A 22,909-nucleotide genomic window follows, 5' to 3' on the forward strand; every position below is an offset into this window, starting at 1 on the left:
CCCTTCAGCATACCCCTTGAAATCGATTCATCAGCCAAAAGCACAGGATGAAACCATGACTGTTTCCAAATCGAACCCGGCCCATCGTGGTCTGTGGTCTTCCCGGATGGCCTTTATCCTGGCCGCGACCGGTTCCGCTGTCGGCCTGGGTAATATCTGGAAGTTCCCCTATGTGACCGGCGAGAACGGGGGCGGCGCCTTCGTGCTGGTTTACCTGCTCTGTATCGCCATCGTTGGTATTCCCATCATGATGGCGGAAGTGTTTATTGGCCGCAGTGGCCGGCATAACCCGATCACCAGTTTCCGCCTGGTAGCCGAGCGCAATCTGGCCTCCCCTGCATGGCGAATCTCCGCCATCGTGGGCGTACTGGCCGCCTTCATTATCCTGTCATTCTATTCGGTGATTGGTGGCTGGGCTGCCTCCTACGTGGGCCATGCCGCCATGGGGGATTTCACCGGCCAGAGCTCCGATGCCATTGGCGAGCTGTTCGGCGGCCTGTTGGCCAGCCCGGTTACGCTGCTGATCTGGCACAGTATCTTTATGGCCCTGGTGATCTTCGTGGTGGCCCGCGGCCTGAAATCCGGCCTGGAGCGTGCGGTAACCATCCTGATGCCAGCGCTGTTCGTGCTGCTGCTGGTTGCCGTTGGTTACGCGACCACAACCGGTCATTTCGGCGAGGCTGTCGCTTTCCTGTTCACGCCGGATTTTGGCGCCCTGACGGTAAAGGGCGTGCTGGTTGCCCTGGGCCATGCGTTTTTCACTCTGAGCCTGGGTATGGCCATCATGATGGCCTATGGCTCCTATCTTAGTGATAACGTGTCCATCGGGCGTACCGCAGTGACGGTATCCATCCTGGATACCGTGGTGGCACTGATGGCCGGCCTGGCCATTTTTCCGGTGGTGTTTGCCAACGGCCTTGAAGCGGGTGCCGGCCCGGGCCTGATTTTCCAGACATTGCCGCTGGCCTTTGGCCAGATGCCCATGGGTAGTGTGTTTGGTGCACTGTTCTTTGTGCTGTTGCTGTTTGCCGCCTGGACTTCTGCGATCTCCCTTCTGGAGCCGGTGGTTGAGTGGCTTGAGGACAAGCTGATCCTTGGTCGTGTGGGTAGCACCGTTGTCGTAGGTGGTGCCTGCTGGTTGCTGGGTATCGTTTCAATCCTGTCGCTGAACGAGTGGTCCGGCTTTGCGCCGCTGGGCATGTTCGAACGCTTTGAAGGCAATACCATCTTCGACCTGCTCGACTTCTTCACCGCCAACGTGATGCTGCCGCTGTCTGGCCTGTTGACCGCCGTGTTTGTAGGCTGGTGCGTGGCGAAAGAGTCGCTGCAGAGCAATCTGGCACTGCAGGATGGCACCTTTACCCTGTGGTACAACCTGGTTCGCTTTGTGACTCCGGTTGCGGTGGCTGTGGTGTTTGTTTACAACCTGATGGCGTAGAGAGTGCGGAGCCCGGTTGATCAACCGGAAAACAGAAAAGGCCCGGCCATAAAGTGCGCCGGGCCTTTTGCATTATCCGTCCAACCGTTCGGGTTGGAGCACTTGCTTCACCGAATTGTCCTGGCAAGAAATGTTTCAGCGGCCTTTGGCCCATTGTATATATTCGGGCAATGGCATGGGTCTGGAGTAGTGAAAGCCCTGGGCCAGGTCTGCTCCCAGGTCGGCCACAATCTTATGTTGTTCCTCGGTCTCGATACCCTCAACGGTAACCTCGAGTTTTAATGCCAGGGCCATGGCGATCATGGAATCCATGATTGTGCGGACATCGGCACTGACTTCCAGGTTTTCGACAAAAGCCCGGTCGATCTTAAGCCCCGACAGTGGCAGGTGGGTCAGGTATTGAAACGAGGAATACCCGGTGCCGAAATCGTCCAGACTGACCTTGAAACCCTGGTCCCGCAGTCTCCCGACCGCGACATTGGCCTGCACCGGATCCTGAATGAGTGCGCCTTCCGTAATCTCTATTTCCAGAGAGGCTGGATTGACGCCATAAGACCTGACGGTTCGCCCAAGGTCATTGATCAAAGACGGATTCATCAAATTATTGATCGCGAAATTGATACTGACCGACATCAGGTTGTGCGCTTTGATATCTTCACAGGCTCTTGCGATAACAAATCGAGTCACCGGGTCTATAAGCGTTGTGCTTTCAACCTTTGGCATGAAGAGGCCAGGCATAACCATTCGGCCGTCCTGATTAAACCAGCGCAGCAGGGCTTCCGAGCCAACGTGCTGGCCGCTACGAAGACATATCTTGGGCTGGTAGAATAGCTGAAACTCATGGTTGGCCAGCCCATCTCGGACCCGCGCTATGAGTTGAACCCGCTCTGCCGTTTTTTGATCGAACATCGGGTCATAGCCCCGGTAGGGAGCGTTATTCTCGATCGCGACGGACAGGCCGGTTCTTGCACGATTTATAACGATTTCCGCATTGCGATCATTTTCCTGAATAATGTAACTGCCAGCGACAATCTGAACGCGCAATGGAATGTCGTTGACTATGGATTCCTCTTCACCTGTCTTTTGAACAATGTCGAAAATCGAACCTACTTCCTCCTGGGTCGCCGCAGAGCAAACAATTGCCAGTTCCGATTTACTGAATCGGTAGATCTGATGGGGCACTTCGATATTCTGGCCGACTCGCCGGGCTATGTCTCTTACTACCTGTTCGGCTGAATCGGCCCCCAATGCCTGAAGAATTTCCCAGAGGTCCTGCATGCGGACCAGAAGTATCGCTGAGGGCGGAGGGCGTTGCTGGTCAGCTTTCCGGAGTAATCGATCAAGGTCCCGGATCAGCGCCGCCTGTGTGCCAAGGCCGGTTTTCTTGTCAACTTCAAGGGCCTGCATGTGGCGTTGATTGGCCTGCCGAAGGCTATGGAAAAGTCCGGCTGAAAAAATGCCGATAAGAAGGAAAAAGGCCATTCGTACGAGCCAGTTTTCCGTTGACTGATAGACGCTGGTTGAGACGTCCTGGGGCATCCACGGGCCGAGAAGAAGTCCTCCCGCGATCGCGCCGAGTATGGCTCCGGGTAATCCGAACCATACGGCGGATAACAGTACCGGTAGCAGGAACAGGTAGGGGAATGCGTAGCCTGTGCCGCCGGTGAAGTATACAACCCAGGTTCCCGCTGCCAGAAATGCGATAACTACCAGGCACCCGGCAAATGGTCTTGAAAATCTCGCCAAATAAAACCATTTCGGCGAGTGCCATATTTCCTCGAAGGTAGGAAGGTAGCTATTACTGTCTCTATCCATGCAACCGCCTCGAATCAGCCAAGCGTGCAGGCTTTGTATGTAGTGGACTTACTCTTAACAGTGGGCATTGGATCGAATGTAAATGTGGCGGCGGTCTGGCGGCACCAACGCTTGTTGCAAACCGCTCGACCGCTGGTGCTGGACTGGAGTCAATGTCATTGTAGGCCGAAAAACCGGTTCATATGTAAAAGGTTGTGAAAAGCCTCCTGCATTTTATGTGGCCTGTAATTGCCTTCAATCCTTTGGTGTTAGCGGCCAGGGTTTGCATCTGTTACGGAGCGAAGAGCATCCACATGGGGCCGGACGGCTTGCTTGTCCGCTTCCGGCGCATTGGCCGCCTGCTCGAAAGCCGACATGGCACCCCCCATCATTTCCCGCATTTGCTGCTTCTGGGCTTCGCTCATGTTGGGGTTGTTGTCGATCTCCTCCATGGCTTTTGCCATTTCCTGATTCACTTCTCCGGACTGCTCGCCCATTTCAAGCGCGCTCCAGGCGTGGAAAATCCGGTCACCGGTTTTTGCCCATTGCTCAGCACCGGAGAAGCCGTGTTGCCGCACCACATCTTCTATTTCGTTATACATGTCGTGGCCTTTCATCTGTTCAACGGAGGACGAAAAGATACGCGACATGTCCGGCATCTCAGTGGCGTCTTCTTCCGCGGACAGGTCTTCGGTGAGTTCAGAAAATTCATCCTCCATGGTCTGGAGCTCTTCCAGGCTGCTGATGAACGACCGGATGGTGTCGTCCGTCAGGCTTTCTGCGTGGGCAGCGTATGAGAAAACGACAAAGCAGAACACGAAGACAGGGTTCAGTGTGCGGATCATTTTCACAGGTCCTCTCCTTGATGGTTTTTACCAATCCTCTTGATCGGCGACACTGAAAAAGTAGCTCCCTTTTGATCAGGCCTCAAGACGCTTGGCTATTGACCGTCAGGAATCGATTTCGGAATCTGTATCGCGTTGAGGACTTTCTCCGCTTGCTGGCAGAGCGTCCGTACCGACGCTGACTGAGTCGAGGGGGTGTGATGCGCGTTTCGTAAGCAGTTCAGCGAAATCGAGCAGCAATTGCTGGTCTTGTTCAAGCAGGGAAATAAAGACGGCATTGAGAGCAACCTGCCTGGCGTTTAACTGGCGGTTCTCGGCAACTGAAAAGATGTCCGTTATGGAGAACCCCAGGGCCCCGGCAAGGCGATATAACAGGTCAAGGCTCGGTCTTGCGAGGCCCCTCTCGATTCGGGAAAGATTGCCAACATGGGAGTGCGTCTGTTCCGCCAGTTCGGCGAGGGTCAGCCCCTGCTTTTTCCGCAATTGTTTTAATGCCTGGCCTAAATTCATGACTTATCTCTTCGGTTAAGACAATGATATTACAGGCAAAAAATGATTTATACAAAGTTGTAATAATTACATATTTGATAATCGAATTAGCATTGTTGGCATAAAAATCAGGACCTGTTGATTATACGATATAGCCGTATAAACAGGTTTCACACAAGCACCAAAAAGAGGTGTTATGATCGCAATCGAGTTGTTTCAGTTCAGCTCTTTGCCCTCGGCCCTCAGTCGCTCCAGAAGATCAGTTTCTGACATCGGTCTGGCAAAATAGAAACCCTGTCCGAATGGGCACCCGAGGGCCTGCAGCATCCGCCACTGTTCTTCGGTTTCGATGCCTTCGGCGAGCGCCTGGATGCCGAGGCTTTCTGCCATCTGCCGTATGCTGTTGACCATCTTGACCGCGCTCTGATTATCCGGGGTGCCAACCAGAAAACTTCTGTCAATTTTCAGCATGGTAATGGGAAGTGCCCTCAGTCGTGACAGGGACGAGTACCCGGTACCAAAATCATCAATGGCGACGTCAATAGCTGCCTGACGGAGTTCCTGCACAATCCCTTCCATCCGTGGGACGTCACTCATCAGGGAACTTTCAGTCAGCTCAACCTTGAGGGCGGACGGCGGAATATTGAATCGTTCAAGTAAGCTGACGACTTCCTGAACCAGCCCGGGCTGCCATAACTGGCCAATGGCCAGGTTAACTGCCATCTGCAGCTGAGTGTGTCCTTCCGAGCGCCACCGTCGAAGCGTTGTCAGGGCCTCTTCCATCACCCAACTTCCAATGCGAACTATAAGGCCCGTTTCTTCTGCAATGGGAATGAACTCTGCCGGCGAAATGCAGCTCCCATCGCGCTGGGGCCACCGGATCAGAGCCTCAACCCCGACGGTGCGACTGGTTGTCAGATCAATCAGCGGCTGGAATGCCAGCTTGAATTCCTGGGCTTCGACAGCGGTGTAGAGCCTGTTCTCCATATCCAGTCGGTGCTGTTGTTTTCTTGACAGTTCACAGGAGAAAAACCGATAGCTGTTACCGCCAACGTTTTTCGCTTGATACATCGCGCTGTCCGCTCTGGTCAGCAGAGCCGAGGCGTCGCAGGCGTGGCCCGGGCAAAGGCTGATGCCGATGCTGGCGCCAAGATGGTATTCCCGCCCCCTCACCACAAAGGGCTGCTCCAACGCCTCCAGGATGCGTTCGGCAATGGTTGACATCACGTGTATCAATTCTGGCGAATCCACCGTCGACAGGCAGTCCTGCGCATCGTAGGGAGCGAGAATAATGAACTCATCACCCCCTTGCCGGGCAACCAGATCAGACTCCCGAACTGCAAGCTGCAGGCGTTGGGCTACCTGGATCAAAACTTCGTCTCCGGCGTCGTGGCCCAGCGCATCATTGATGAGCTTGAAACCATCAAGATCCATATACAGCAGTCCGGCAGCTGGTGGAAAAGGACCGGTATGGCGCAGGTGCCTGTCAAGAGCCTCCAGAGCTGCTGACCGATTGGCAAGGCCCGTCAGGGTGTCCCGGTAGGCCATGTTACGGACCCTTTTTTCACTCCTGCGCCGGCGGGATTTCTCGCGCAGGGCACGGATGCCATGCACGATGTTGTCTGCCATGCGCTGCAGTAACCTGAGTTCAGCATCATCGAAGTGTTTGTCTTCCGCAGAGTAAATGGCGAGATAGGTTTCCGGTTCCGTGCCGCGGATGGCAAGAGGGAAGACAATGACCGTCCGCAATGGTTGTGCGGTTGCTGAGTTATCCACCACGGAGAGATCCCTAGAGTCTTCCGCAATGGCTGATTGCTGGCATCTGCCGGACCGAAGAGACAGCGCAACAGGGTCCTGGTCTGTCCCTTTTGTACAAAGACCCGACTCAAGGGCCTTGATACAGTGGCCGAACCCACCAGCTTTCGCCAGAAGCTTTACCCGCCCGTTGCGGTAGGCTTTCGCCTGGCCAACACACGCCAGGGCATAACCCCCGTCTTTCACAAGGCTGTCACAGATGCCAGACAGCATTTCCCGCTCACTGAGAGCATGAATGACGCGTTCATTGCAGGCACTGAATGCCCGCAGGGCGCGGGTTGTGCCTTTCAATGCGGACTGGGTGCTTTTTGTCTCCAGTTTCTGGAATTCCGAGATCCTGCTTAATCGCAACAGGTTGTGAATTCTTGCCGTGAGTTCAACGCCCCGAATCGGCGTACGGATAACGTCTTCCGCCAGATCGCCGAGATAACCATTGGCTCTTGCCAGCTCGGCTTCCGAAGCCGCCAGTAAAACCGGTTTCAGTGCCGGAGCGGCCCGTGCCCGGAGTTTCCGGATGCCGGTCTCAAAGCGAAGAAGTGTTTTTAGATCAATAATGCACAGATCAAAATCGCAATCGTCAATGGTGGCGGGATCAGGCGCAACACATGAGTGACCAATAGAGCGGCTCAGCACCCGGTAATCGGCAGTCTTACTCAACATGACGGCAATAACCGGGTGTTTCGTCAGCAATTCGGGTTCAGGTGTCAGGGTCGGTGGGTTAATCACGGACGTCCTCAAAGTTGGTTGCGGGTTCTGGTTCACCGCGAAGAATGCCTTTAAGTCCCTTTAGTTCATCACCAACCCTGATGCCGTCTGGCGTAATATCGAATTCTCGCAGGCCTTTCTCGAAGTCACCGGTGCGCTTTTTGAGTACACCAATGCTTTTACGGATTTCACCGGCTGTTTCCATATAACGGAGCAGGATTATGGTGTCCGCAAGGTAGCTTACCCCCATTTCCGTTGTTCTCACCTGGCCCCCGGTTACCGCTTCAACTTCGTTGAGCAGAAGTACGGTGACTCCCATATTGACCAGGTAGCGGCATAAGGCATGCAGCCTTCGGGTGACGTTGTCACCGCCGATCGAGAGCTTATAGCCCGCCAGACTGTCGATCATGATAATGCGAGTGCCGCGTTCCTCGACCTCCTCCCGGACCCGCGCAGCAAATTCATCTGCGGAATAGTACAGAGGTTCAATCGCCTCGATCGCAAAGGCCCCTGATTTGATATGGGTTAAAAGCGGTATACTGATTCCTTCGGCTCGCGAAACCAGGGAGCTGGTGAGTTCCTCAAAGGTAAAAACAACGGTTCGTTTTCCCTCCTGACAGGCATTTTTCATGAACTGAATGCCAAGGGAGGTTTTGCCTACGCCGGTGGGGCCGGAAATGATGGTGACGGTGCCGCGACTGAGCCCTCCCTTGAGTTGCCTGTCCAGCTCGGGAATGCCGAAGGGCATGTCCACCTTATCAAACTCAATGCCATGGTTGCCTGGTTCCAGCCGGGGGAAGCAGCGCATGCCGCCATGGCCAAGGCGGATACTGTGTTGGCCGGGCGCAAAGCCCGAGCCTCGGAACTTGGTTACCTCGAGCGAGCGAGTGTCATCTTTCTGATCCAGTTCGATGATCCCGTCGGCAAGAAATCCCAGTTCCTCACTGTTTGCGCCTGAATTTGCATCTTCGGCGGCACAAATTACCGTAGCGCCCTGGCTGGTCAGGAAGCGAAGCAGGGTGATTACCTGCTTCCGGTATTGAAATGCATCCGGTGAAAAATACTGCAGGTACGTCAGTGAATCGATGAAGATCCGCGCAGGGCGAACAGCCTCGAAGACCTCACGAATCCGCTTTGGCAGCTCCGGATTCTCAACATCCTCAGGCGCCATAATGGTGTATGGCTCAACATCATCCATGGCTGCGCCTGAGGGAGAATAATCGACAATGCTCACGGTATCGAGACTGAAACCCTGCCGGGCGGCATCCACGCGCAATTGCTGTTCATCCTCACCCATGCTGACAAACAGGCTCCGGGTGCCCGGGTCTGCAGTCAGAAAGTGGAGGCCGAGGGTGGTTTTGCCCGATCCGGGACCGCCGCGTACGATGTAGCTACGCTGTTGCAACAGACCGCCGCTCAGAACCCGGTCGAGGCCGGCTATACCGCTGGTGAGCCTGTCACTCTCGGGATTATTCATAGGCTTTACTCTTGTGTCCTTAGAAACATTGTCAGCCATTAACTGTGTCTGAACTTTTCGACCGTGCGCTGAAGGTCGCCGCCGAGGCGCGCAAGGTCGTTGGATGACACTGCGATCTCGTTGTTGGCGGTGGCAGACTGGTCAGTGACTTCGCGGATATTCACAACGCTTTCACTGATGTCTTCGGCCACGGAGGTCTGTTCCTCCACAGCCGTGGCAATCTGAAGGTTCATCGCCTGGATCGAGGAAACCGATTCGGCAATGCTGTCAAGGGATTCGCCTGCCCGCCGTGTCACTTCCACGGCGGATTCTGCACTGTCACTGTTACGACGCATGCTTTCGGCGGCTTTATTGGCGCCTTGCTGCAGGGTGTTGACCAGGGTTTCAATTTCACCCGTGGAGTCGTGGGTCCGTTTTGCCAGTGCCCGCACCTCATCGGCCACCACCGCAAAACCGCGGCCCTGTTCGCCGGCGCGAGCAGCCTCGATGGCAGCGTTCAGGGCAAGCAGGTTGGTTTGCTCTGCAATGCTTCGGATGACATCCAGAATGGCGCCGATGTTGGTGCTGTCATCCCGCAGACGGGCGATCAGGTCGGCGCTGGAGTCGACGTCCGCAGACAGCGCTTCGATCTGCGTCATCGCCGATGTGACAATCTGGTGACCTGCTTTGGCCTGTTCGTCCGACTCAGCAGCGGAGGTAGCGGCTGACTCCGCATTTTTTGCAACCTCCTGAACAGTGGCGGTCATTTCATTCATGGCGGTCGCAACCTGATCGGTTTCGTCACGCTGCTGATTGGCACCGGTGCTGGTCTGTTCGGTAACGGCAGACAGCTCCTCAGAAGCACTCGCGATCTGTGCAACACCGTCTGCAACTTCCTTGATGGTACGGCGGAGGTTTTCGGTCATTACCTGCATGGCCATCATCAGCCGGCCAAGTTCGTCCTTGCGGTCGGTACTGATGTTTTCGCGCAGGTCGCCGTCGGCTACCTTGGCAGCATGATCCACCAGTTGATTCAAGGGAGTTACGATTGCGCGGGTAATGACCAGGGCGGCGGCAATACCGATGGCCAGCGCCACCACGGTTATAATCGCCAGTACTTGTAAGGTCTGGTCTTTTGCCTGGAGCATCAGGGCCTGCTGGCCTTTATAGGTCTCTTCGGCCTGCTCAAGCGCGCTCCGGGCCTTTGCGGTCAGGTTGGACTCCAGCTCGTTCAGGCTTTCTATGTTCGACACCAGACTATCGAACTGGCTAGCATAGTCGCCGACGGCTTTGGCGATACCGTTGATGTACTCCCGCCCTTCATTGGTATCAGCAGCGTTTGTCAGCTCCGAAATACCGGCGTCTAATTCGTCGATTCGCTCCTTCAGGCTGTCAGCATCCTCAGATCTTTCTGAAAGCAGGAAGTTTTTCTCCAGGCCCCGGGCATCAAGAATATCCCGGGCCAACTCGCCGGCACGTCTGGCCAGGACAAAGGTGTCCTGCGCACGGGCTTCTTCACCGCTTTGCAATTGTCCCAGAGCCCGTCTTTGCTCGAACTGCTCATACTCCACAAGTGATTCGACGGCTTCCCGGGCCGAGACTTCCATCGACGCAACGGCTTTCTCGGTTGTTATTCGCTCTTCAATGGTTCGCTCAAACGCACGTTGATATTCGTCGAGATCTTCCTGAATTGAGCCCATGGCTTGTTGTTGTTCAGGGTCCTCCAGGGCTTTTTCGGATTCTTCAGCCGTTTGCCGGGCAGAGGCTATGGCACTTCGTGTAGCCTCTGCGTCGTTCTCGCGACCTCTGAGGAAATAATTTTTTTCGTTATACCGTGCCTCTTGCACAAGATTGTTGATGGATGAAGAGTTTTGGGTGTCGACATTGCTTGTCATCAGGTGACCAAACCCTGAGTAGGCTGCAAATGCCATAACTACAATAAGAATCAGAACAATACCGAAACCCGAAAATAACTTTTTCCTTACTGACATATTAAATAAAAAATTTTTCAATATAAGCATAATAAAGCCTATTGCTTATTAAATAAAAAAGAGCATGGTGTTCTATCGATTAAGTGGGGTGGTTTATATACGTAATACTACAAATAAGGGATTTTGTTTTAATTGGCAAGAAAGCCAAGTAATAGATTATTAGTATTTGTGTTAAATATTGCTTAAATCCGCTTTTATATTGTTCTTAATGCATAAAATAAAATTATAAATGCATTTGATGCTTTTTATATTAATGGTGAATATTGGGGGGGGCAGAAACACAAAATCCCGGAGTTTATCCGGGATTTTGTGACGGTCGATTCAGGTTTCCTCAGCTCAGAACAGCAGATCCGGCAGGTAGGTGGCGATGTCCGGAAACACCATCAGACAACCAATACCCACGATCTGGATGATCACAAAGGGAACAACCGATCGGTAAATGTCGCCCATGGTTATCCCCGGTGGAACCACCCCTTTCAGGTAGAACAGGTTGAAACCGAACGGCGGCGTCATATAGCCGATTTCCATATTGATCACGAACAGTATGCCGAACCAGATCGGATCAAAACCCATGGACTCGACAATGGGTGTAAACACCGGCAGCGTGATCAGCATGATGCCTACCGGGTCCAGCACCATGCCCAGCAGGAAGACAATGAGCATCATGGTGATGATGACTGCCCAGGGCCCGCCTGGAATGGACTGGATCATGCCCTCGATCATCGGTTGGGCGCCCATGCTCTGGTAGGCGGCACTGAACGCGTGAGCCGCAAACAGGATCCACATGATCATGCCCGTAAGCTTGAAGGTCCGTACCGAGGCATCCTTGATCAATTCCATATTCAGGGCGCGGTAGACCGCGGCCGAGATCAGTGCCCCCAGTACACCCATGGCTGCTGCCTCGGTGGGCGTGGTAATGCCGCCGATGATCGAACCCAGCACCATGAACACCACCAGGATCGGCAGCAGCACGGAGCGCAGGGCCGCGAATTTTTCCGGCCATGTGCCCCGCTCTTCCTTGGGCAGGTCCGGCGCGAGGTGCGGCTGCAGGTAGCAGCGGATCAGCACGTAAAGGGAGGTAAGAACCATCAGCATGATCCCCGGCAGTATGCCGGCCGCAAACATCTTGCCCACCGACACGCCAGTGATCAGGGCATAGAGAATCATCAGGATCGAGGGGGGGATGAGCACGCCCCAACCACCACCAGTGTTGATGACACCTAGCACCATTTTCTTGTCGTAGCCACGTTCCAGCATGGCGGGCAGGGCGATGGTGCCCATGGCAACAACCGCCGCACCGCTGATGCCGACCATCGCCGCGAAAATCGCGCAGATGACCAGGGTGCCAATGGCCAGGCCGCCCCGGACGCCGCCGAACCACAGATGCATCATCCGGTACAGATCCCGGGCAACCCCAGTTCGCTCCAGAATCATGGCCATGAACACAAACAGCGGGATGGCGACCAGGGTAAAGCTGCCCATGGTGCTCCAGATCTGTGAGGCCACCATGTAGAAGGAGTCAAAACCCCAGGTGAAGTAGAGAAACACCACGGAAACGCCGCCAAGGACGAACGCAAGTGGCAGGCCCAGTACCAGGAAAAACAGCAGGGAGCCGAAGAAAAGCAGGGTCAGTATTTCAGTGCTCATGCGTTGTCCTCCCGGGATTCTTCCGGCTCAGGTTCGGGCTGGTAGTAACTGAGGTTGAACGCAATGGCGATGTCCTGCAGCAGTTTCACGATGCCCTGCAGGATCAGCAACAGGGTGGCCAGCGGTATAAAGGCTTTTACCGGCCAGATGGGGGGATCCCAGGACGAGTTGGACGTTTGCCGGTTGCTGAAGGATTCCCACGCCATGTCGACGGCAAAGTAAAGCAGCGCCAGGGTGAACATGAAAAACAGGATCGATGTAAACAGATCGAGAAATGCCCGTTTGCGGCGGCTGAACTTCGAGTAGACCAGGTCCACGTTGACGTGACCGTTGTTTGCCAGCAAATAGCCACCGGCCATGAGTCCGTATACACCGAAAATCAACTGGGTCAACTCGCCCGTCCAGGAAAGAGGCATCTCCAGTAGGTATCGGAATGCCACGCCTGTGATCAATAACAGGAACATGATCATGACCAGATAGGAGAACCACCGGCCGAGCAGGTTATTGAGCCGGGTCACTCCAGTCATGAATGCGGTTAGAGCGCGCATTTTGTCCCCCTGCCGTTAAGGGCTTGGTCGATAGGAATTTGGTTTGCAATGAAAAACCGGGCGTGGTCACGCCCGGTTTCGTCAGAGCCTGATTACATGCGGCCGAGTTGCGTCAGGTATTCCTTGACCATCTCGACTGCTTTCTTGGCGTTGTCACTGCGTTCTGCTTCTTCGTCCCAGATCACCTGGGCCGCTTTCAACATTTCATCCTGGACATCCTGTGGGAGGTTATTGATTTCAACACCTTCCTCTTCTATGGCTTTCTGCAGGGTGACTTTTTCCTTGTGTTCGTACTCGTTGGTACGTACCCAGAACTGTTCTTTCAGGGCATCCTTGACGGTGGCCTGCATCTCTTTTGGCAGTTTGTCGAGCGCTTTCTGACTGACGATGATGACGTCGGTGCCCGCCACGTTCAGAGAGGGCTTGACGTGGTACTTGGCAACTTCATACAGGGACATGCTGTAAGCACCCTGGGCTGCGCCCCAGTGAGCCCCATCGACAATGCCGGAATCAAGTGCAGAATAGAGCTCGCCGCCGTCAATGTAAGACGTAGACGCACCGGCTTCGTCCAGGAACTTTTCCAGTGCACCGGAAGAGCGGATTTTCAGTTTCTTCAGGTCCTCGATGCTTTCGATGGGCTCCTTGACCACCATCTCGGTCTGGTAGACCTTGTCGGTGGCCCAGTAGACGTCATGTTCAGCGGCCTCTTCCCGCAGCATGTCCTCAAAACCCATGGCCATGTGGAAATAGGCGGCTTCCGCAGGTGTCTGGAACGCCAGTGGCAAACCGGAGGCGACACCGGCCAGGCTGATCTTGTCCTGGGCATAGGCCGGAGAGATGGTGCCCATCTCAAGAATGCCGCGGCTGACAGCGTTGAAGGTTTCCTTGGGCTTGAACAGGGAGCCGGATTCGTAGAGGTCCAGCTTCAGGCGGCCGTCGGTACGCTCTTCCAGTACTTCCTTGAGACGGCCCAGGCTGTCTTTGTAGGAAGAGCTGGCACCCGGCCAATGGGACTGGACCCTCCAGGTGATGGTTTCTTCGGCGGCAACCGGCGCACTGACAAAGGCTGCGGTCAGGCCAAGAGTCAGGGCCGAACCATATAAGGTAAGGGTTTTTCTGGCGGTGGCTAATAGCATATTCATTGCGTGACCTCGATCATTGTTGTGCTAATTGTTTTTGGATTTAGTTTCGCTCTGCAGAATTAGTGACTGCAGAATGAATCTCTATGTCTGAATCTATCACACAGTTTGTTTTTTGCAATAGCATAGTTGTCGATATTGCATTACCAAAGTTTAGTCCATGGAGAGACTCTCCGTGGCAGTTGCCCGGAATCAGTCGGGGCAACGGCTCAGTACCAGTAGGGTTCACGAAGCTCCCGTTTCAGCACCTTGCCAATGGTCGAGCGCGGTAATTCCTCGCGCAGTTCAATGGCCGCCAGGCGCTGGGTCTTCCCCAGCTGGCGGTTGGCCCAGTCGAGCAATTCCGCCTCGTTTTCCGGGTGGCCAGGCCTGAGTACCACAAGCCCCATCGGCGTCTCGCCCCACTGCTCGCTGGGAATACCGATCACCGCTGCATCGGCCACCGCCGGATGCGCCAGAAGTACCTTTTCCAGATCCACTGCGTAGATGTTGAAACCGCCGGAAATAATCATGTCCTTGCGGCGGTCGAGGATGTAGACAAAGCCGTCCTCATCCACCCGCCCCATATCCCCGCTGCGGAAGAACAGCAGGCCTTCCGGGCTGGTCCACAGCATCTCCCGGGTCTGGTCGTCGCGATTGACGTAGCCCCGCATCATGGAGATGGCACGGCCGACGATTTCCCCGGTCTCGCCCCGGGGCAACTGGTTGCCCTGCTCGTCGATCACCCGCACCTCGGAGCCCTCGGTGGGTACGCCCACGGAATCCCATTTGTCAGGGTGTGCGGCGCAGTCCAGGCAGGTGGATATGCCACCTTCGGTGAGACCGTAAACCTCGCGAATATTGCCAGGCCAGCGGGCCATGGCCTCGCGGATGACATCGGCCCGCAGGGGCGCGCTGGTGCACAGCTTGAGCTGGAATGCGGACAGGTCAAAGCGGTCGAACTCCGGGTCCGCGAGGATGCGCTGGAACTGAACCGGTACCAGCATGGCATGGGTGACACGATGCTGTTCGGCCAGTTCCAGGAAGCGCCGGGCATCGAACCTGGCCATCAGCACCAGCATGCCACCGTTGAACAGGGTAGGCAGTACTGACACCAGGGTGGTGTTGGAGTACAGCGGTGTTGACACCAGGTTCACCGCGTTGCCATCCAACCCGAATCGGCTCATGCGCAGCATCTGCCGCTGGCGGAACCGGTAATCGTGGAGAATCCCCTTGGGAGTACCGGTGGTGCCGGAGCTGTAGATGATGTTGAAGGGGTGGTCCAGGGTGACCGGAGCCGGGCGGGGTTCGGAGCCGATTCCGTCAAGCCACTGTTCAAGGTCGGGCCCTTTGCCGTCCTGCTGCGGCTCCAGAGCTATGCAGCCGTCTTTGCTGATGGTGTCCAGTTTGCCGGCCATGGCGTCCAGCAGTGGGCGGTTCTTCTCCGACACAAACAGAAAGCGCGCACCGGAGTCATTGATCATCAGCGCCAGGCTGTCCCCGCTGGCCATGCCGGACAGAGGTACCACGCAACCTCCGGCTACGAGAGTGCCCAGGTACAGGGCCACCGCCTCGATACGGTTCTCGGACAACAGCGCCACGGTGTCGCCTTCCACGAGACCTTCCGCCCGCAGGCGATTGGCAATGCGATTGGCGAGGCTCACCAGGTCGCTCCAGCTGATCTGGCCCTGGTCATCAATCAGTGCGGTCTGGTGTGGGCGCTCTGTCGCCAGATACTGGATACGTTGGCCGATCGCTTCGATGGTCTCCTGTGGATCCACGGGCGCATGTACGGGCATTTGCATCAAGCTTTCCATTTTTTCGCCTCTTGGTGTTATCGTGTTTTATCTAGTGAAATTAACTTCCGTTTATATTGACTCAAAGCCGGAAGGCGTGACAAATTACCTCGACATGAATTTTATGACGACGCGAATAATCCACAAAAAGGAGCATCGGCATGGGGCGTTTTGACAACCGGTCTGCCATAGTCACCGGAGCAGGCAGCGGCATTGGCAGGGCCACTGCAGTGCGTCTGGCCCGTGAAGGGGCGAAGGTGATGATGGTGGATCGCTCCGAGGCCGGGCTGCTGGATACCGAGAGCCTGATGCCCGAAGGGGCGCAAACCCTGCGGCGGATTGCCGATGTGGCCGATGAATCCCAGGTCAAAGCCCTGGTGGAGGAAGCCGCAGCCACCTTCGGCAATATCGATGTGCTCTGCAATATTGCCGGCATCGCCAGTACCGGCGGTACCCACCCGGACATCACCGGTAACGACCGCGAAGAATGGGAAAAGGTACTGTCGGTAAACCTGATTGGCACCATGCTGTTCATCAAGCATGTGGCACCTCACATGCAAGCCCGAAAACTGGGCGCGATCGTCAACACCGCCTCTGTAGCGGGGATCCGTTCCGGCGCGGGGGGTAATGCCTACAGTGCTTCCAAGGCCGGCGTGATTAACCTCACCCAGACCGCCGCCTGTGACCTGGGCGGCGACAATGTGCGGGTCAACGCGGTGTGCCCGGGGCTGGTGGAGACCGGCATGACCCGGGGGGTGTTTGATTACGCCCGCACCCACGAAAAGGCCCACAAGCTGGGCTCCCGCTGTGAACTGCGTCGTTACGGTGCGCCGGAAGAAATTGCCGCAGCCATCCTGTTTCTGGCCAGCGACGATGCCAGCTACATTACCGGCCAGGCCCTGCCCGTGGACGGCGGCAACACTGCTTCGCTCAATCTGCCGGGGATGAAAGTCTGATGAGTGATCACAAGCTGCACATCGGGGGTGGCCACGACCTGCCGGGATTTCACAGCCTGCTGGGTTACCGTCAGGTGTCCTGGCAGGAGAACGAGGCGGTGATCGAGCTGAAGTTGGCTCCTCAGCATCTCAACCTTGGTGGGGTGGTCCACGGAGGCGTGCTGACCTCCCTGCTGGATATCGTCATGGCCGAAGCCGGCACCTATTGCCCCTATCCCGGGCGTATGCGCAAGGCGATTACCCTGTCGATGACCACCACCTTCACCGGCCAGTGTTCCGGCGGCACCATTCGTGTGACGGGGATAAAGCGGGCGGGCGGCACCCGCATCTTCAACAGTACCGGCGAGGTCCATGACGATCAGGGCAACCTGCTGGCCATCGCCGAAGGCACCTTTCGCATCCGCTCCGGTAGTGAGAAACCGGAGGGTGTGCCCCTATGACGACCAACCAACGAGGATCCGGACATGTTTGAGCTGTCTGACAAAGCCAAAAAACTGCAGGCGCAACTTAACGAATTCATGGATGCTCATATCTATCCCAATGAGCACAAGCATCATGAACAGATCGAGCAGGCGGAGAACCGCTGGGCGCCGGTACCGATCATTGAGGAACTGAAGATCAAGGCCAAGGCAGCCGGCCTGTGGAACCTGTTCCTGCCGGAAAGCGAATTCGGTGCCGGCCTCACCAACTATGAGTACGCGCACCTGTGCGAAATCATGGGCCGTTCGGCCATGGCGTCGGAGGTGTTCAACTGTTCCGCGCCGGACACGGGCAACATGGAGACCATCGCCCGCTACGGCAATAAAGAGCAGCAGGACAAGTGGCTGAAGCCCCTGCTGGCTGGCGAGATCCGCTCCTGTTTCTCGATGACCGAGCCGGATGTGGCGTCGTCAGATGCCACCAACATTGCCTGCGAAATCCGCCGCGAAGGCAACGAGTATGTGATCAATGGCAAGAAATGGTGGTCTTCGGGTGCCATGACGACCACCTCGAAAATTGCCATTGTGATGGGCAAGACTAACCCGGAGGCGGAGAAGCACCAGCAGCAGTCGATGATTCTGGTTCCGCTGGATACGCCGGGGGTGAAGATGATTCGCCCGCTCACTGTGTTTGGTTATGACCATGCGCCCCACGGCCACGCCGAGATCCATTATGAGGATGTGCGGGTGCCGGTGGACAACATTCTGTTGGGCGAGGGTCGTGGTTTCGAGATTGCCCAGGGTCGACTCGGGCCCGGCCGTATTCACCACTGCATGCGCACCATTGGTGTGGCCGAGCGGGCGCTGGAGCTGATGTGCAAGCGCGCCAATGCCCGCGAGGCGTTCGGCAAGCCGCTGTCCAGTTTTGATTCCATCCGTAAGGACATTGCCCGCAGCCGTATCGAGATTGAGCAGGCGCGGCTGATGACGCTGAAGGCGGCGCATATGATGGACACCGTGGGTAACAAGGTGGCCCGTCAGGAGATTGCGATGATCAAGGTGATTGCGCCGAGTATGGCGCTGAAGGTGCTGGACCGTGCCATTCAGGTTCACGGTGGTGCCGGGGTGTCCCAGGATACCTTCCTGGCCGAAGCCTGGGCCAAGGTGCGGACCCTGCGGCTGGCGGATGGGCCGGATGAGGTGCATCTGGATTCCGTTGCCAAGATTGAGCTTCGGCAATACCGCTAGAGATTTTCGGCCCGATTCGTCGGGTGCATGAACGAACGGGGAGGAACCTGCCGGGACACGCCGTGAATACGTCCCTGTAGGCTTGAGCAAAACATCCATGTTTTGCACAGTCCCGGCAGGTTCCTCCCCGTTCGTTCTCCAAGCATTGAGTATGAGGATCGAATAATGACTAATCCGCTTTTTGATATGACTGGAAAAGTCGCACTGATCACCGGTTCCACCAAAGGCATCGGCCGCGCCATCGCAGAGGAAATGGCCCGACTGGGCGCCAAGGTTGTGATTTCCAGCCGCAAGGCGGACGCCTGTGAGCAGGTAGCCAACGAACTGAAAGAGCAGGGCTACGAGGCCATTGCGATTCCCTGCCACGTGGGCAAAAAGGAAGACCTGCAGAATCTGGTGGATAAAACCAACGAAGCCTGGGGCACCATCGATGTGCTGGTGTGCAACGCCGCCACCAACCCGGTTTACGGCACCACCGCCGAGATGACCGACGAGGCCTGGGACAAGATCATGGACACCAACGTCAAAGGAACCTTCTGGCTCACCAACATGGTGCTGCCGCAGATGGCGGAGAAAGGGGAAGGCGCGGTTGTTCTTCTGTCCAGCATTGCCGGCATCCGTGGCAACACCACCATCGGTACCTACGGTGTTTCAAAGGCAGCGGAAGCGGCCTTGGCCCGAAATCTTGCGGTCGAATGGGGGCCAAAAGGCATTCGCGTCAACAGCATTGCCCCCGGTCTGATCAAGACCGATTTCGCCAAGGCTTTGTGGGAAGACCCTGTGCGCGTCAAACGTGCCGAGGACAAAACCCCTTTGCGCAGAATTGGTGAGCCGGTCGATATCGCCGGCCTGGCGGTTTTTCTGTCAACAAAGGCCAGTGCCTACATCACAGGCCAGGTTATCGTAGCCGACGGCGGCGAGACCATTTGTTAAGAAGAGGCATCACCAAAGGTATGCCGAGGGAGGTGGGTGGGGGTGTCTTTATGCAGGGAACAAAGGTGTTTGAGCGCAGCGAGTTCTTTTTCCCGGAAGAAAGACACTCCCACCCGCCGGCCGCCGCCCCCATGACCGGGCCGCCACGCAATAAACGAAGGCAACAGCAAAGATGAGCATGAATCCTGAACTGGTAGACGTCCTGCCAGCCCACAAAATCGATGAAGCCAGGCTCCTGACCTGGCTTCAGCAAGCCATTGCGGACTTTGGCACCAGGCTGGACGTGAAGCAGTTCCAGGGCGGCCAGTCCAACCCCACGTTTCTGCTGGACACCGACAGTGGCCAGTACGTGCTGCGCAAGAAGCCACCCGGGAAGACCCTGCCGTCCGCTCACATGGTGGAACGAGAATACAAGGTGATGCGTGCGCTGTCACAGCACACCGATGTTCCGGTCCCCAAAACTCGTGCTCTATGCGAAGACAGCAGTATTATCGGCACGCCCTTCTACATTATGGATTATCTGGAAGGCCGCATTGTCAGCCATCCGGCGCTGCGGGCGCTGGACCGTGCGGAGCGGATGCCCGCTCACCTGTCGGCTATCGATACCCTGGCCAAACTACACTCGGTGGACGTGAACGCGGTTGGGCTGGCCGATTACGGTCGTCCCGAAGGCTACGTTGCACGGCAGGTCTCCCGTTGGACGAAACAGTACCTGGCGTCGAAAACCGATGACATGCCGGCGATGGATAAGCTGATGGATTGGCTCCCCAAGAACCTGCCTTCCACCGACGAATGCGCCATTGCCCACGGAGACTATCGTTTTGGCAATCTGATGCTGGCTCCGGACAAACCTGAAGTGATCGCCATCCTGGACTGGGAGTTGTCGACGCTGGGGCACCCGCTGGCGGATCTGGCCTATTACTGTCTGCCTTACCACCTGCCCTCCGACATGGAAGGCATGCGCGGGTTGCAGGGGGAGGATCTGGAAGCCTTGGGAATTCCTGATGAGCAGGAAACCATCGCTCGATACTGCAAGCAGAGCGGCCGTGACGGGATTGCCGACTGGCATGTGTTTCTGGCGTTTTCGCTGTTCCGCCTGGCGTCGATCGTTCAGGGGGTCTATGCCCGTGCCTTGCAGGGCAATGCCGCCAATGCCGATGCCCTGCAGGTGGGCAAGCGGGCCAGTCTGCTGGCGGAGGCCGGCTGGCGGATTGCCAGTGGAGGTGAGCGGTCATGAAGGAACCCATCGTTAAACGCATCCTGATCACCAACGACGACGGCATCAATGCCCCGGGGCTGAAGGTGCTGGAGCAGATTGCGCGCAATCTGGCGGAGGAGGTCTGGGTGGTGGCGCCGGAGCACGATCGCAGTGGTGCCGGCCAGAGTATTTCCATCCATGATCCGCTGCGGGTTTACGAGCAGGGTGACAGGCGCTATGCGGTGTCCGGCACGCCGGCGGACTGTGTGCTGTATTCGCTGGCCCAGTGGTTCGGGGAAACGCCGCCGGATCTGGTGCTGTCGGGGGTGAACTGTGGCGCCAATATCAGTGACTCGGTGCAGTATTCCGGCACCGTGGGTGCGGTGCTCAGTGCCGAGCACATGGGCATACCCGCCATTGCCCTGAGCCAGGCCTTTCTCAGCCGCGAGGGGGTGGACTGGTCACCGGTATCCGCCTTCGGGGAAACCGTGGTGCGCCAGCTGTGGCAGCCGGGGCAGAACCGGGCATGGAATGTGAATTTCCCGGCCTGTGACGCGGCGAGCATCCTTCAGGCACGCTGGTGTACGCAGTCTAACGGCTCGATCCAGCGCGCCCGCCTGCTGGCCGGCCAGGATGCCCGCAGCCTGCCGTACTGGTGGCTGGGCTTTGATCGCAGTTCCCGCCATATCGTGGCGCCGGGAGAGGATGTCAGCGTGTTGCGGGACAAGGCCATCGCTATTACACCATTGCGCCATCGGGAGTTGCTGCCGGGCGGAACGGACGTTTTTGATCTGGCCGCGACGGCGGCCAACTGAACCGAATGAGGGGACTATTACAATGACATTTACACGCCACTATGCTGTCTGGCCGAGAGAGCTGCCCAAGAGCCTGGCGCTGCCCCGGACCAGTGTCTTCACCAACCTGGAAATTTCCGCTCTGCGCTATCCGGATCGCAATGCGATCATTTTCTACGATGAGCCCATGACCTACAGCCGGCTTTTGCAGGAGGCAGAGGCAATGGCCGGCTACCTGCAGTCACAGGGAGTGAAAAAGGGCGACAGGGTGCTGCTGTACATGCAGAATTCGCCGCAGTATGTGGTTGCCTATTACGCCATCCTGCGCGCCGATGCCGTGGTCATTCCCATCAATCCGATGAACCGGGCGGCGGAACTGGAGCATTACGTGGCTGATACCCGTGCCAGCATTTGCCTGGCAGGACAGGAGTTGGCTGGTTATATCGCCCCGCTGCTGGAAACCACCGACCTGGAACAGGTGGTGGTGGCCTCCTACAACACCTACATCAAGGCGGACACCGACCTGACCTTGCCCGCGGAAGTGTCAGCCCCGGCCTGGTCGAAAAACCTGCCAGGCGTGGTCACCTGGGAGCAGGCGCTGGCGGAGAACAGAATACCGTCCGCCCACACCGCCGGCCCGGACGATCTGGCGGTGATTCCCTACAGCTCCGGCACCACCGGCGCACCCAAGGGCTGCATGCATACCCATCGCAGCGTGATGGCCACGGCGGTTCACCGGGCGTTCTGGAACCTGAGCACCGCCAGCTCCGTGCAGCTGGCGACCCTGCCATTCTTCCACGTCACCGGCATGACCGGTTCCATGAACAGCCCCATCTACAGCGGCTCCACCACTGTGATCATGACCCGCTGGGATCGCACCACGGCAGCACGCCTGATCGAGCGTTATCAGGTTACCGGGTGGACCAATATCGTCACCATGGCCGTGGATTTCCTGTCGAATCCGGACATTGGCAAATACGACCTGAGCAGCCTGAACACCATCGGCGGGGGCGGCGCGGCGATGCCGGAATCCGTTGCCGCCAAGCTCAAGACGATGACGGGCCTGGACTACATCGAGGGCTACGGCCTGTCGGAAACCATGGCCGCCACCCACATCAACCCACCCAACAACCCCAAGCCCCAGTGCCTGGGCATTCCGGTGTTCGACGTGGACAGCCGCATCATTGACGTGGAAACCCTGGAAGAGAAAGGCCCCGGCGAAGTAGGGGAGATTGTCTCCCATGGTCCCCAGGTAACCCAGGGCTACTGGAACCGCCCGGCGGAAACGGATGCGGCGTTTGTGGAACTGGACGGCAAGCGCTTCTTCCGCACCGGTGACCTCGCCTATTACGACGAAGAGGGCTATTTTTTCATGGTGGACCGGGTCAAACGGATGATCAACGCCTCCGGCTTCAAGGTCTGGCCCTCGGAAGTGGAAGGCTTGATGTACCGGCATCCGGCGATTCACGAGGTGTGCATCATTTCCTCTCCACACCCCAAGCGCGGCGAAACCGTGAAAGCCTGCATCGTACTGACACCTGATGCGGCCGACACGACAACAGAGGCTGATATCATCAGCTGGTGCAAGGAACAGATGGCGGCTTACAAAGTGCCTGAAATCATTGAGTTTGTGGATGAGCTTCCGAAATCGCCCACAGGCAAGCTCATGTGGCGGGCATTGCAGGAAGCGGAGTGGGAAGACAAGGCCTGACGGGCCTT

At 56.8% G+C, this 22,909-nt stretch carries 18 protein-coding genes; 8 read left to right on the forward strand and 10 right to left on the reverse strand.

Annotated features, from left to right (window positions below; translation table 11 throughout):
• Positions 1–55 precede the first annotated feature (55 nt).
• Positions 56–1,438: a sodium-dependent transporter gene (locus HLUCCO03_RS19100; RefSeq protein ID WP_027830431.1), complete on the forward strand. Its 1,383-nt coding sequence runs from the start codon at positions 56–58 to the stop codon at positions 1,436–1,438.
• A 135-nt stretch (positions 1,439–1,573) separates the two neighbouring features.
• Here the strand turns inward: HLUCCO03_RS19100 and HLUCCO03_RS19105 are convergent, their stop codons facing one another.
• The 10 genes from HLUCCO03_RS19105 to HLUCCO03_RS19150 all read right to left on the reverse strand — a co-directional run bounded on the left by HLUCCO03_RS19105 (position 1,574) and on the right by HLUCCO03_RS19150 (position 15,651).
• Positions 1,574–3,253, reverse strand: a complete 1,680-nt coding sequence (locus HLUCCO03_RS19105; protein ID WP_081813475.1) for an EAL domain-containing protein — start codon at positions 3,251–3,253, stop codon at positions 1,574–1,576.
• A 248-nt stretch (positions 3,254–3,501) separates the two neighbouring features.
• On the reverse strand, positions 3,502–4,077 hold the full coding sequence (locus HLUCCO03_RS19110; RefSeq protein ID WP_051603741.1) for a hypothetical protein: 576 nt from the start codon (positions 4,075–4,077) through the stop codon (positions 3,502–3,504).
• Positions 4,078–4,182: 105 nt separating this feature from the next.
• Positions 4,183–4,587 (reverse strand): helix-turn-helix transcriptional regulator, encoded by a 405-nt coding sequence (locus tag HLUCCO03_RS19115; protein ID WP_081813476.1) that lies wholly within the window; start codon positions 4,585–4,587, stop codon positions 4,183–4,185.
• 195 nt (positions 4,588–4,782) lie between these two features.
• Positions 4,783–7,107, reverse strand: a complete 2,325-nt coding sequence (locus tag HLUCCO03_RS19120) for an EAL domain-containing protein (RefSeq protein WP_155939854.1) — start codon at positions 7,105–7,107, stop codon at positions 4,783–4,785.
• Positions 7,100–8,563 carry an ATPase domain-containing protein gene (locus tag HLUCCO03_RS19125; RefSeq protein WP_027830435.1) on the reverse strand — a complete coding sequence of 488 codons (1,464 nt, stop codon included), beginning with the start codon at positions 8,561–8,563 and terminating at the stop codon, positions 7,100–7,102. Before HLUCCO03_RS19125 ends, HLUCCO03_RS19120 begins: the two co-directional genes overlap by 8 nt.
• 38 nt (positions 8,564–8,601) lie before the next feature.
• On the reverse strand, positions 8,602–10,437 hold the full coding sequence (locus HLUCCO03_RS19130) for a methyl-accepting chemotaxis protein (RefSeq protein ID WP_197025628.1): 1,836 nt from the start codon (positions 10,435–10,437) through the stop codon (positions 8,602–8,604).
• A 432-nt stretch (positions 10,438–10,869) separates the two neighbouring features.
• The gene (locus tag HLUCCO03_RS19135; RefSeq protein WP_027830437.1) at positions 10,870–12,180 is read right to left on the reverse strand and encodes a TRAP transporter large permease subunit; all 1,311 of its coding nucleotides are present in this window, start codon (positions 12,178–12,180) and stop codon (positions 10,870–10,872) included.
• Positions 12,177–12,728 carry a TRAP transporter small permease subunit gene (locus HLUCCO03_RS19140; protein WP_027830438.1) on the reverse strand — a complete coding sequence of 184 codons (552 nt, stop codon included), beginning with the start codon at positions 12,726–12,728 and terminating at the stop codon, positions 12,177–12,179. The genes HLUCCO03_RS19135 and HLUCCO03_RS19140 overlap by 4 nt, the downstream gene beginning before the upstream one ends.
• 92 nt (positions 12,729–12,820) lie before the next feature.
• Positions 12,821–13,870 carry a TRAP transporter substrate-binding protein DctP gene (gene dctP / locus HLUCCO03_RS19145; RefSeq protein ID WP_027830439.1) on the reverse strand — a complete coding sequence of 350 codons (1,050 nt, stop codon included), beginning with the start codon at positions 13,868–13,870 and terminating at the stop codon, positions 12,821–12,823.
• 206 nt (positions 13,871–14,076) lie between these two features.
• Positions 14,077–15,651 carry a class I adenylate-forming enzyme family protein gene (locus HLUCCO03_RS19150; RefSeq protein WP_292016769.1) on the reverse strand — a complete coding sequence of 525 codons (1,575 nt, stop codon included), beginning with the start codon at positions 15,649–15,651 and terminating at the stop codon, positions 14,077–14,079.
• 152 nt (positions 15,652–15,803) lie between these two features.
• Here HLUCCO03_RS19150 and HLUCCO03_RS19155 point away from each other — a divergent pair, with 152 nt between their 5' ends.
• From HLUCCO03_RS19155 to HLUCCO03_RS19185, 7 genes are all read left to right on the forward strand, one after another.
• The gene (locus HLUCCO03_RS19155; RefSeq protein ID WP_027830441.1) at positions 15,804–16,598 is read left to right on the forward strand and encodes an SDR family NAD(P)-dependent oxidoreductase; all 795 of its coding nucleotides are present in this window, start codon (positions 15,804–15,806) and stop codon (positions 16,596–16,598) included.
• Positions 16,598–17,038, forward strand: coding sequence for a PaaI family thioesterase (locus HLUCCO03_RS19160; RefSeq protein WP_027830442.1), 441 nt, complete (start codon positions 16,598–16,600; stop codon positions 17,036–17,038). The genes HLUCCO03_RS19155 and HLUCCO03_RS19160 overlap by 1 nt, the downstream gene beginning before the upstream one ends.
• Before the next feature lie 24 nt (positions 17,039–17,062).
• Positions 17,063–18,265 (forward strand): acyl-CoA dehydrogenase family protein, encoded by a 1,203-nt coding sequence (locus tag HLUCCO03_RS19165; RefSeq protein WP_027830443.1) that lies wholly within the window; start codon positions 17,063–17,065, stop codon positions 18,263–18,265.
• Between the two features lie 165 nt (positions 18,266–18,430).
• Positions 18,431–19,198: an SDR family NAD(P)-dependent oxidoreductase gene (locus HLUCCO03_RS19170; protein ID WP_027830444.1), complete on the forward strand. Its 768-nt coding sequence runs from the start codon at positions 18,431–18,433 to the stop codon at positions 19,196–19,198.
• Positions 19,199–19,370: 172 nt separating this feature from the next.
• On the forward strand, positions 19,371–20,435 hold the full coding sequence (locus HLUCCO03_RS19175) for a phosphotransferase (protein WP_027830445.1): 1,065 nt from the start codon (positions 19,371–19,373) through the stop codon (positions 20,433–20,435).
• The gene (gene surE, locus HLUCCO03_RS19180) at positions 20,432–21,211 is read left to right on the forward strand and encodes a 5'/3'-nucleotidase SurE (protein ID WP_027830446.1); all 780 of its coding nucleotides are present in this window, start codon (positions 20,432–20,434) and stop codon (positions 21,209–21,211) included. Before HLUCCO03_RS19175 ends, surE begins: the two co-directional genes overlap by 4 nt.
• Positions 21,212–21,233: 22 nt before the next feature.
• Positions 21,234–22,901 (forward strand): long-chain fatty acid--CoA ligase, encoded by a 1,668-nt coding sequence (locus HLUCCO03_RS19185; RefSeq protein WP_027830447.1) that lies wholly within the window; start codon positions 21,234–21,236, stop codon positions 22,899–22,901.
• The last annotated feature ends 8 nt before the right edge of the window (positions 22,902–22,909 follow it).

This window comes from Marinobacter sp. HL-58 (assembly GCF_001314605.1).
In the GTDB taxonomy this organism is placed as follows: domain Bacteria; phylum Pseudomonadota; class Gammaproteobacteria; order Pseudomonadales; family Oleiphilaceae; genus Marinobacter.

Coding starts and splice junctions, on each gene's coding strand:
- HLUCCO03_RS19100 (WP_027830431.1), top strand. CDS start 56: ATGACTGTTTCCAAATCGAACCCGGCCCATCGTGGTCTGTGGTCTTCC.
- HLUCCO03_RS19105 (WP_081813475.1), bottom strand. CDS start 3,253: ATGGATAGAGACAGTAATAGCTACCTTCCTACCTTCGAGGAAATATGG.
- HLUCCO03_RS19110 (WP_051603741.1), bottom strand. CDS start 4,077: ATGATCCGCACACTGAACCCTGTCTTCGTGTTCTGCTTTGTCGTTTTC.
- HLUCCO03_RS19115 (WP_081813476.1), bottom strand. CDS start 4,587: ATGAATTTAGGCCAGGCATTAAAACAATTGCGGAAAAAGCAGGGGCTG.
- HLUCCO03_RS19125 (WP_027830435.1), bottom strand. CDS start 8,563: ATGAATAATCCCGAGAGTGACAGGCTCACCAGCGGTATAGCCGGCCTC.
- HLUCCO03_RS19130 (WP_197025628.1), bottom strand. CDS start 10,437: ATGACAAGCAATGTCGACACCCAAAACTCTTCATCCATCAACAATCTT.
- HLUCCO03_RS19135 (WP_027830437.1), bottom strand. CDS start 12,180: ATGAGCACTGAAATACTGACCCTGCTTTTCTTCGGCTCCCTGCTGTTT.
- HLUCCO03_RS19140 (WP_027830438.1), bottom strand. CDS start 12,728: ATGCGCGCTCTAACCGCATTCATGACTGGAGTGACCCGGCTCAATAAC.
- dctP (WP_027830439.1), bottom strand. CDS start 13,870: ATGAATATGCTATTAGCCACCGCCAGAAAAACCCTTACCTTATATGGT.
- HLUCCO03_RS19150 (WP_292016769.1), bottom strand. CDS start 15,651: ATGCAAATGCCCGTACATGCGCCCGTGGATCCACAGGAGACCATCGAA.
- HLUCCO03_RS19155 (WP_027830441.1), top strand. CDS start 15,804: ATGGGGCGTTTTGACAACCGGTCTGCCATAGTCACCGGAGCAGGCAGC.
- HLUCCO03_RS19160 (WP_027830442.1), top strand. CDS start 16,598: ATGAGTGATCACAAGCTGCACATCGGGGGTGGCCACGACCTGCCGGGA.
- HLUCCO03_RS19165 (WP_027830443.1), top strand. CDS start 17,063: ATGTTTGAGCTGTCTGACAAAGCCAAAAAACTGCAGGCGCAACTTAAC.
- HLUCCO03_RS19170 (WP_027830444.1), top strand. CDS start 18,431: ATGACTAATCCGCTTTTTGATATGACTGGAAAAGTCGCACTGATCACC.
- HLUCCO03_RS19175 (WP_027830445.1), top strand. CDS start 19,371: ATGAGCATGAATCCTGAACTGGTAGACGTCCTGCCAGCCCACAAAATC.
- surE (WP_027830446.1), top strand. CDS start 20,432: ATGAAGGAACCCATCGTTAAACGCATCCTGATCACCAACGACGACGGC.
- HLUCCO03_RS19185 (WP_027830447.1), top strand. CDS start 21,234: ATGACATTTACACGCCACTATGCTGTCTGGCCGAGAGAGCTGCCCAAG.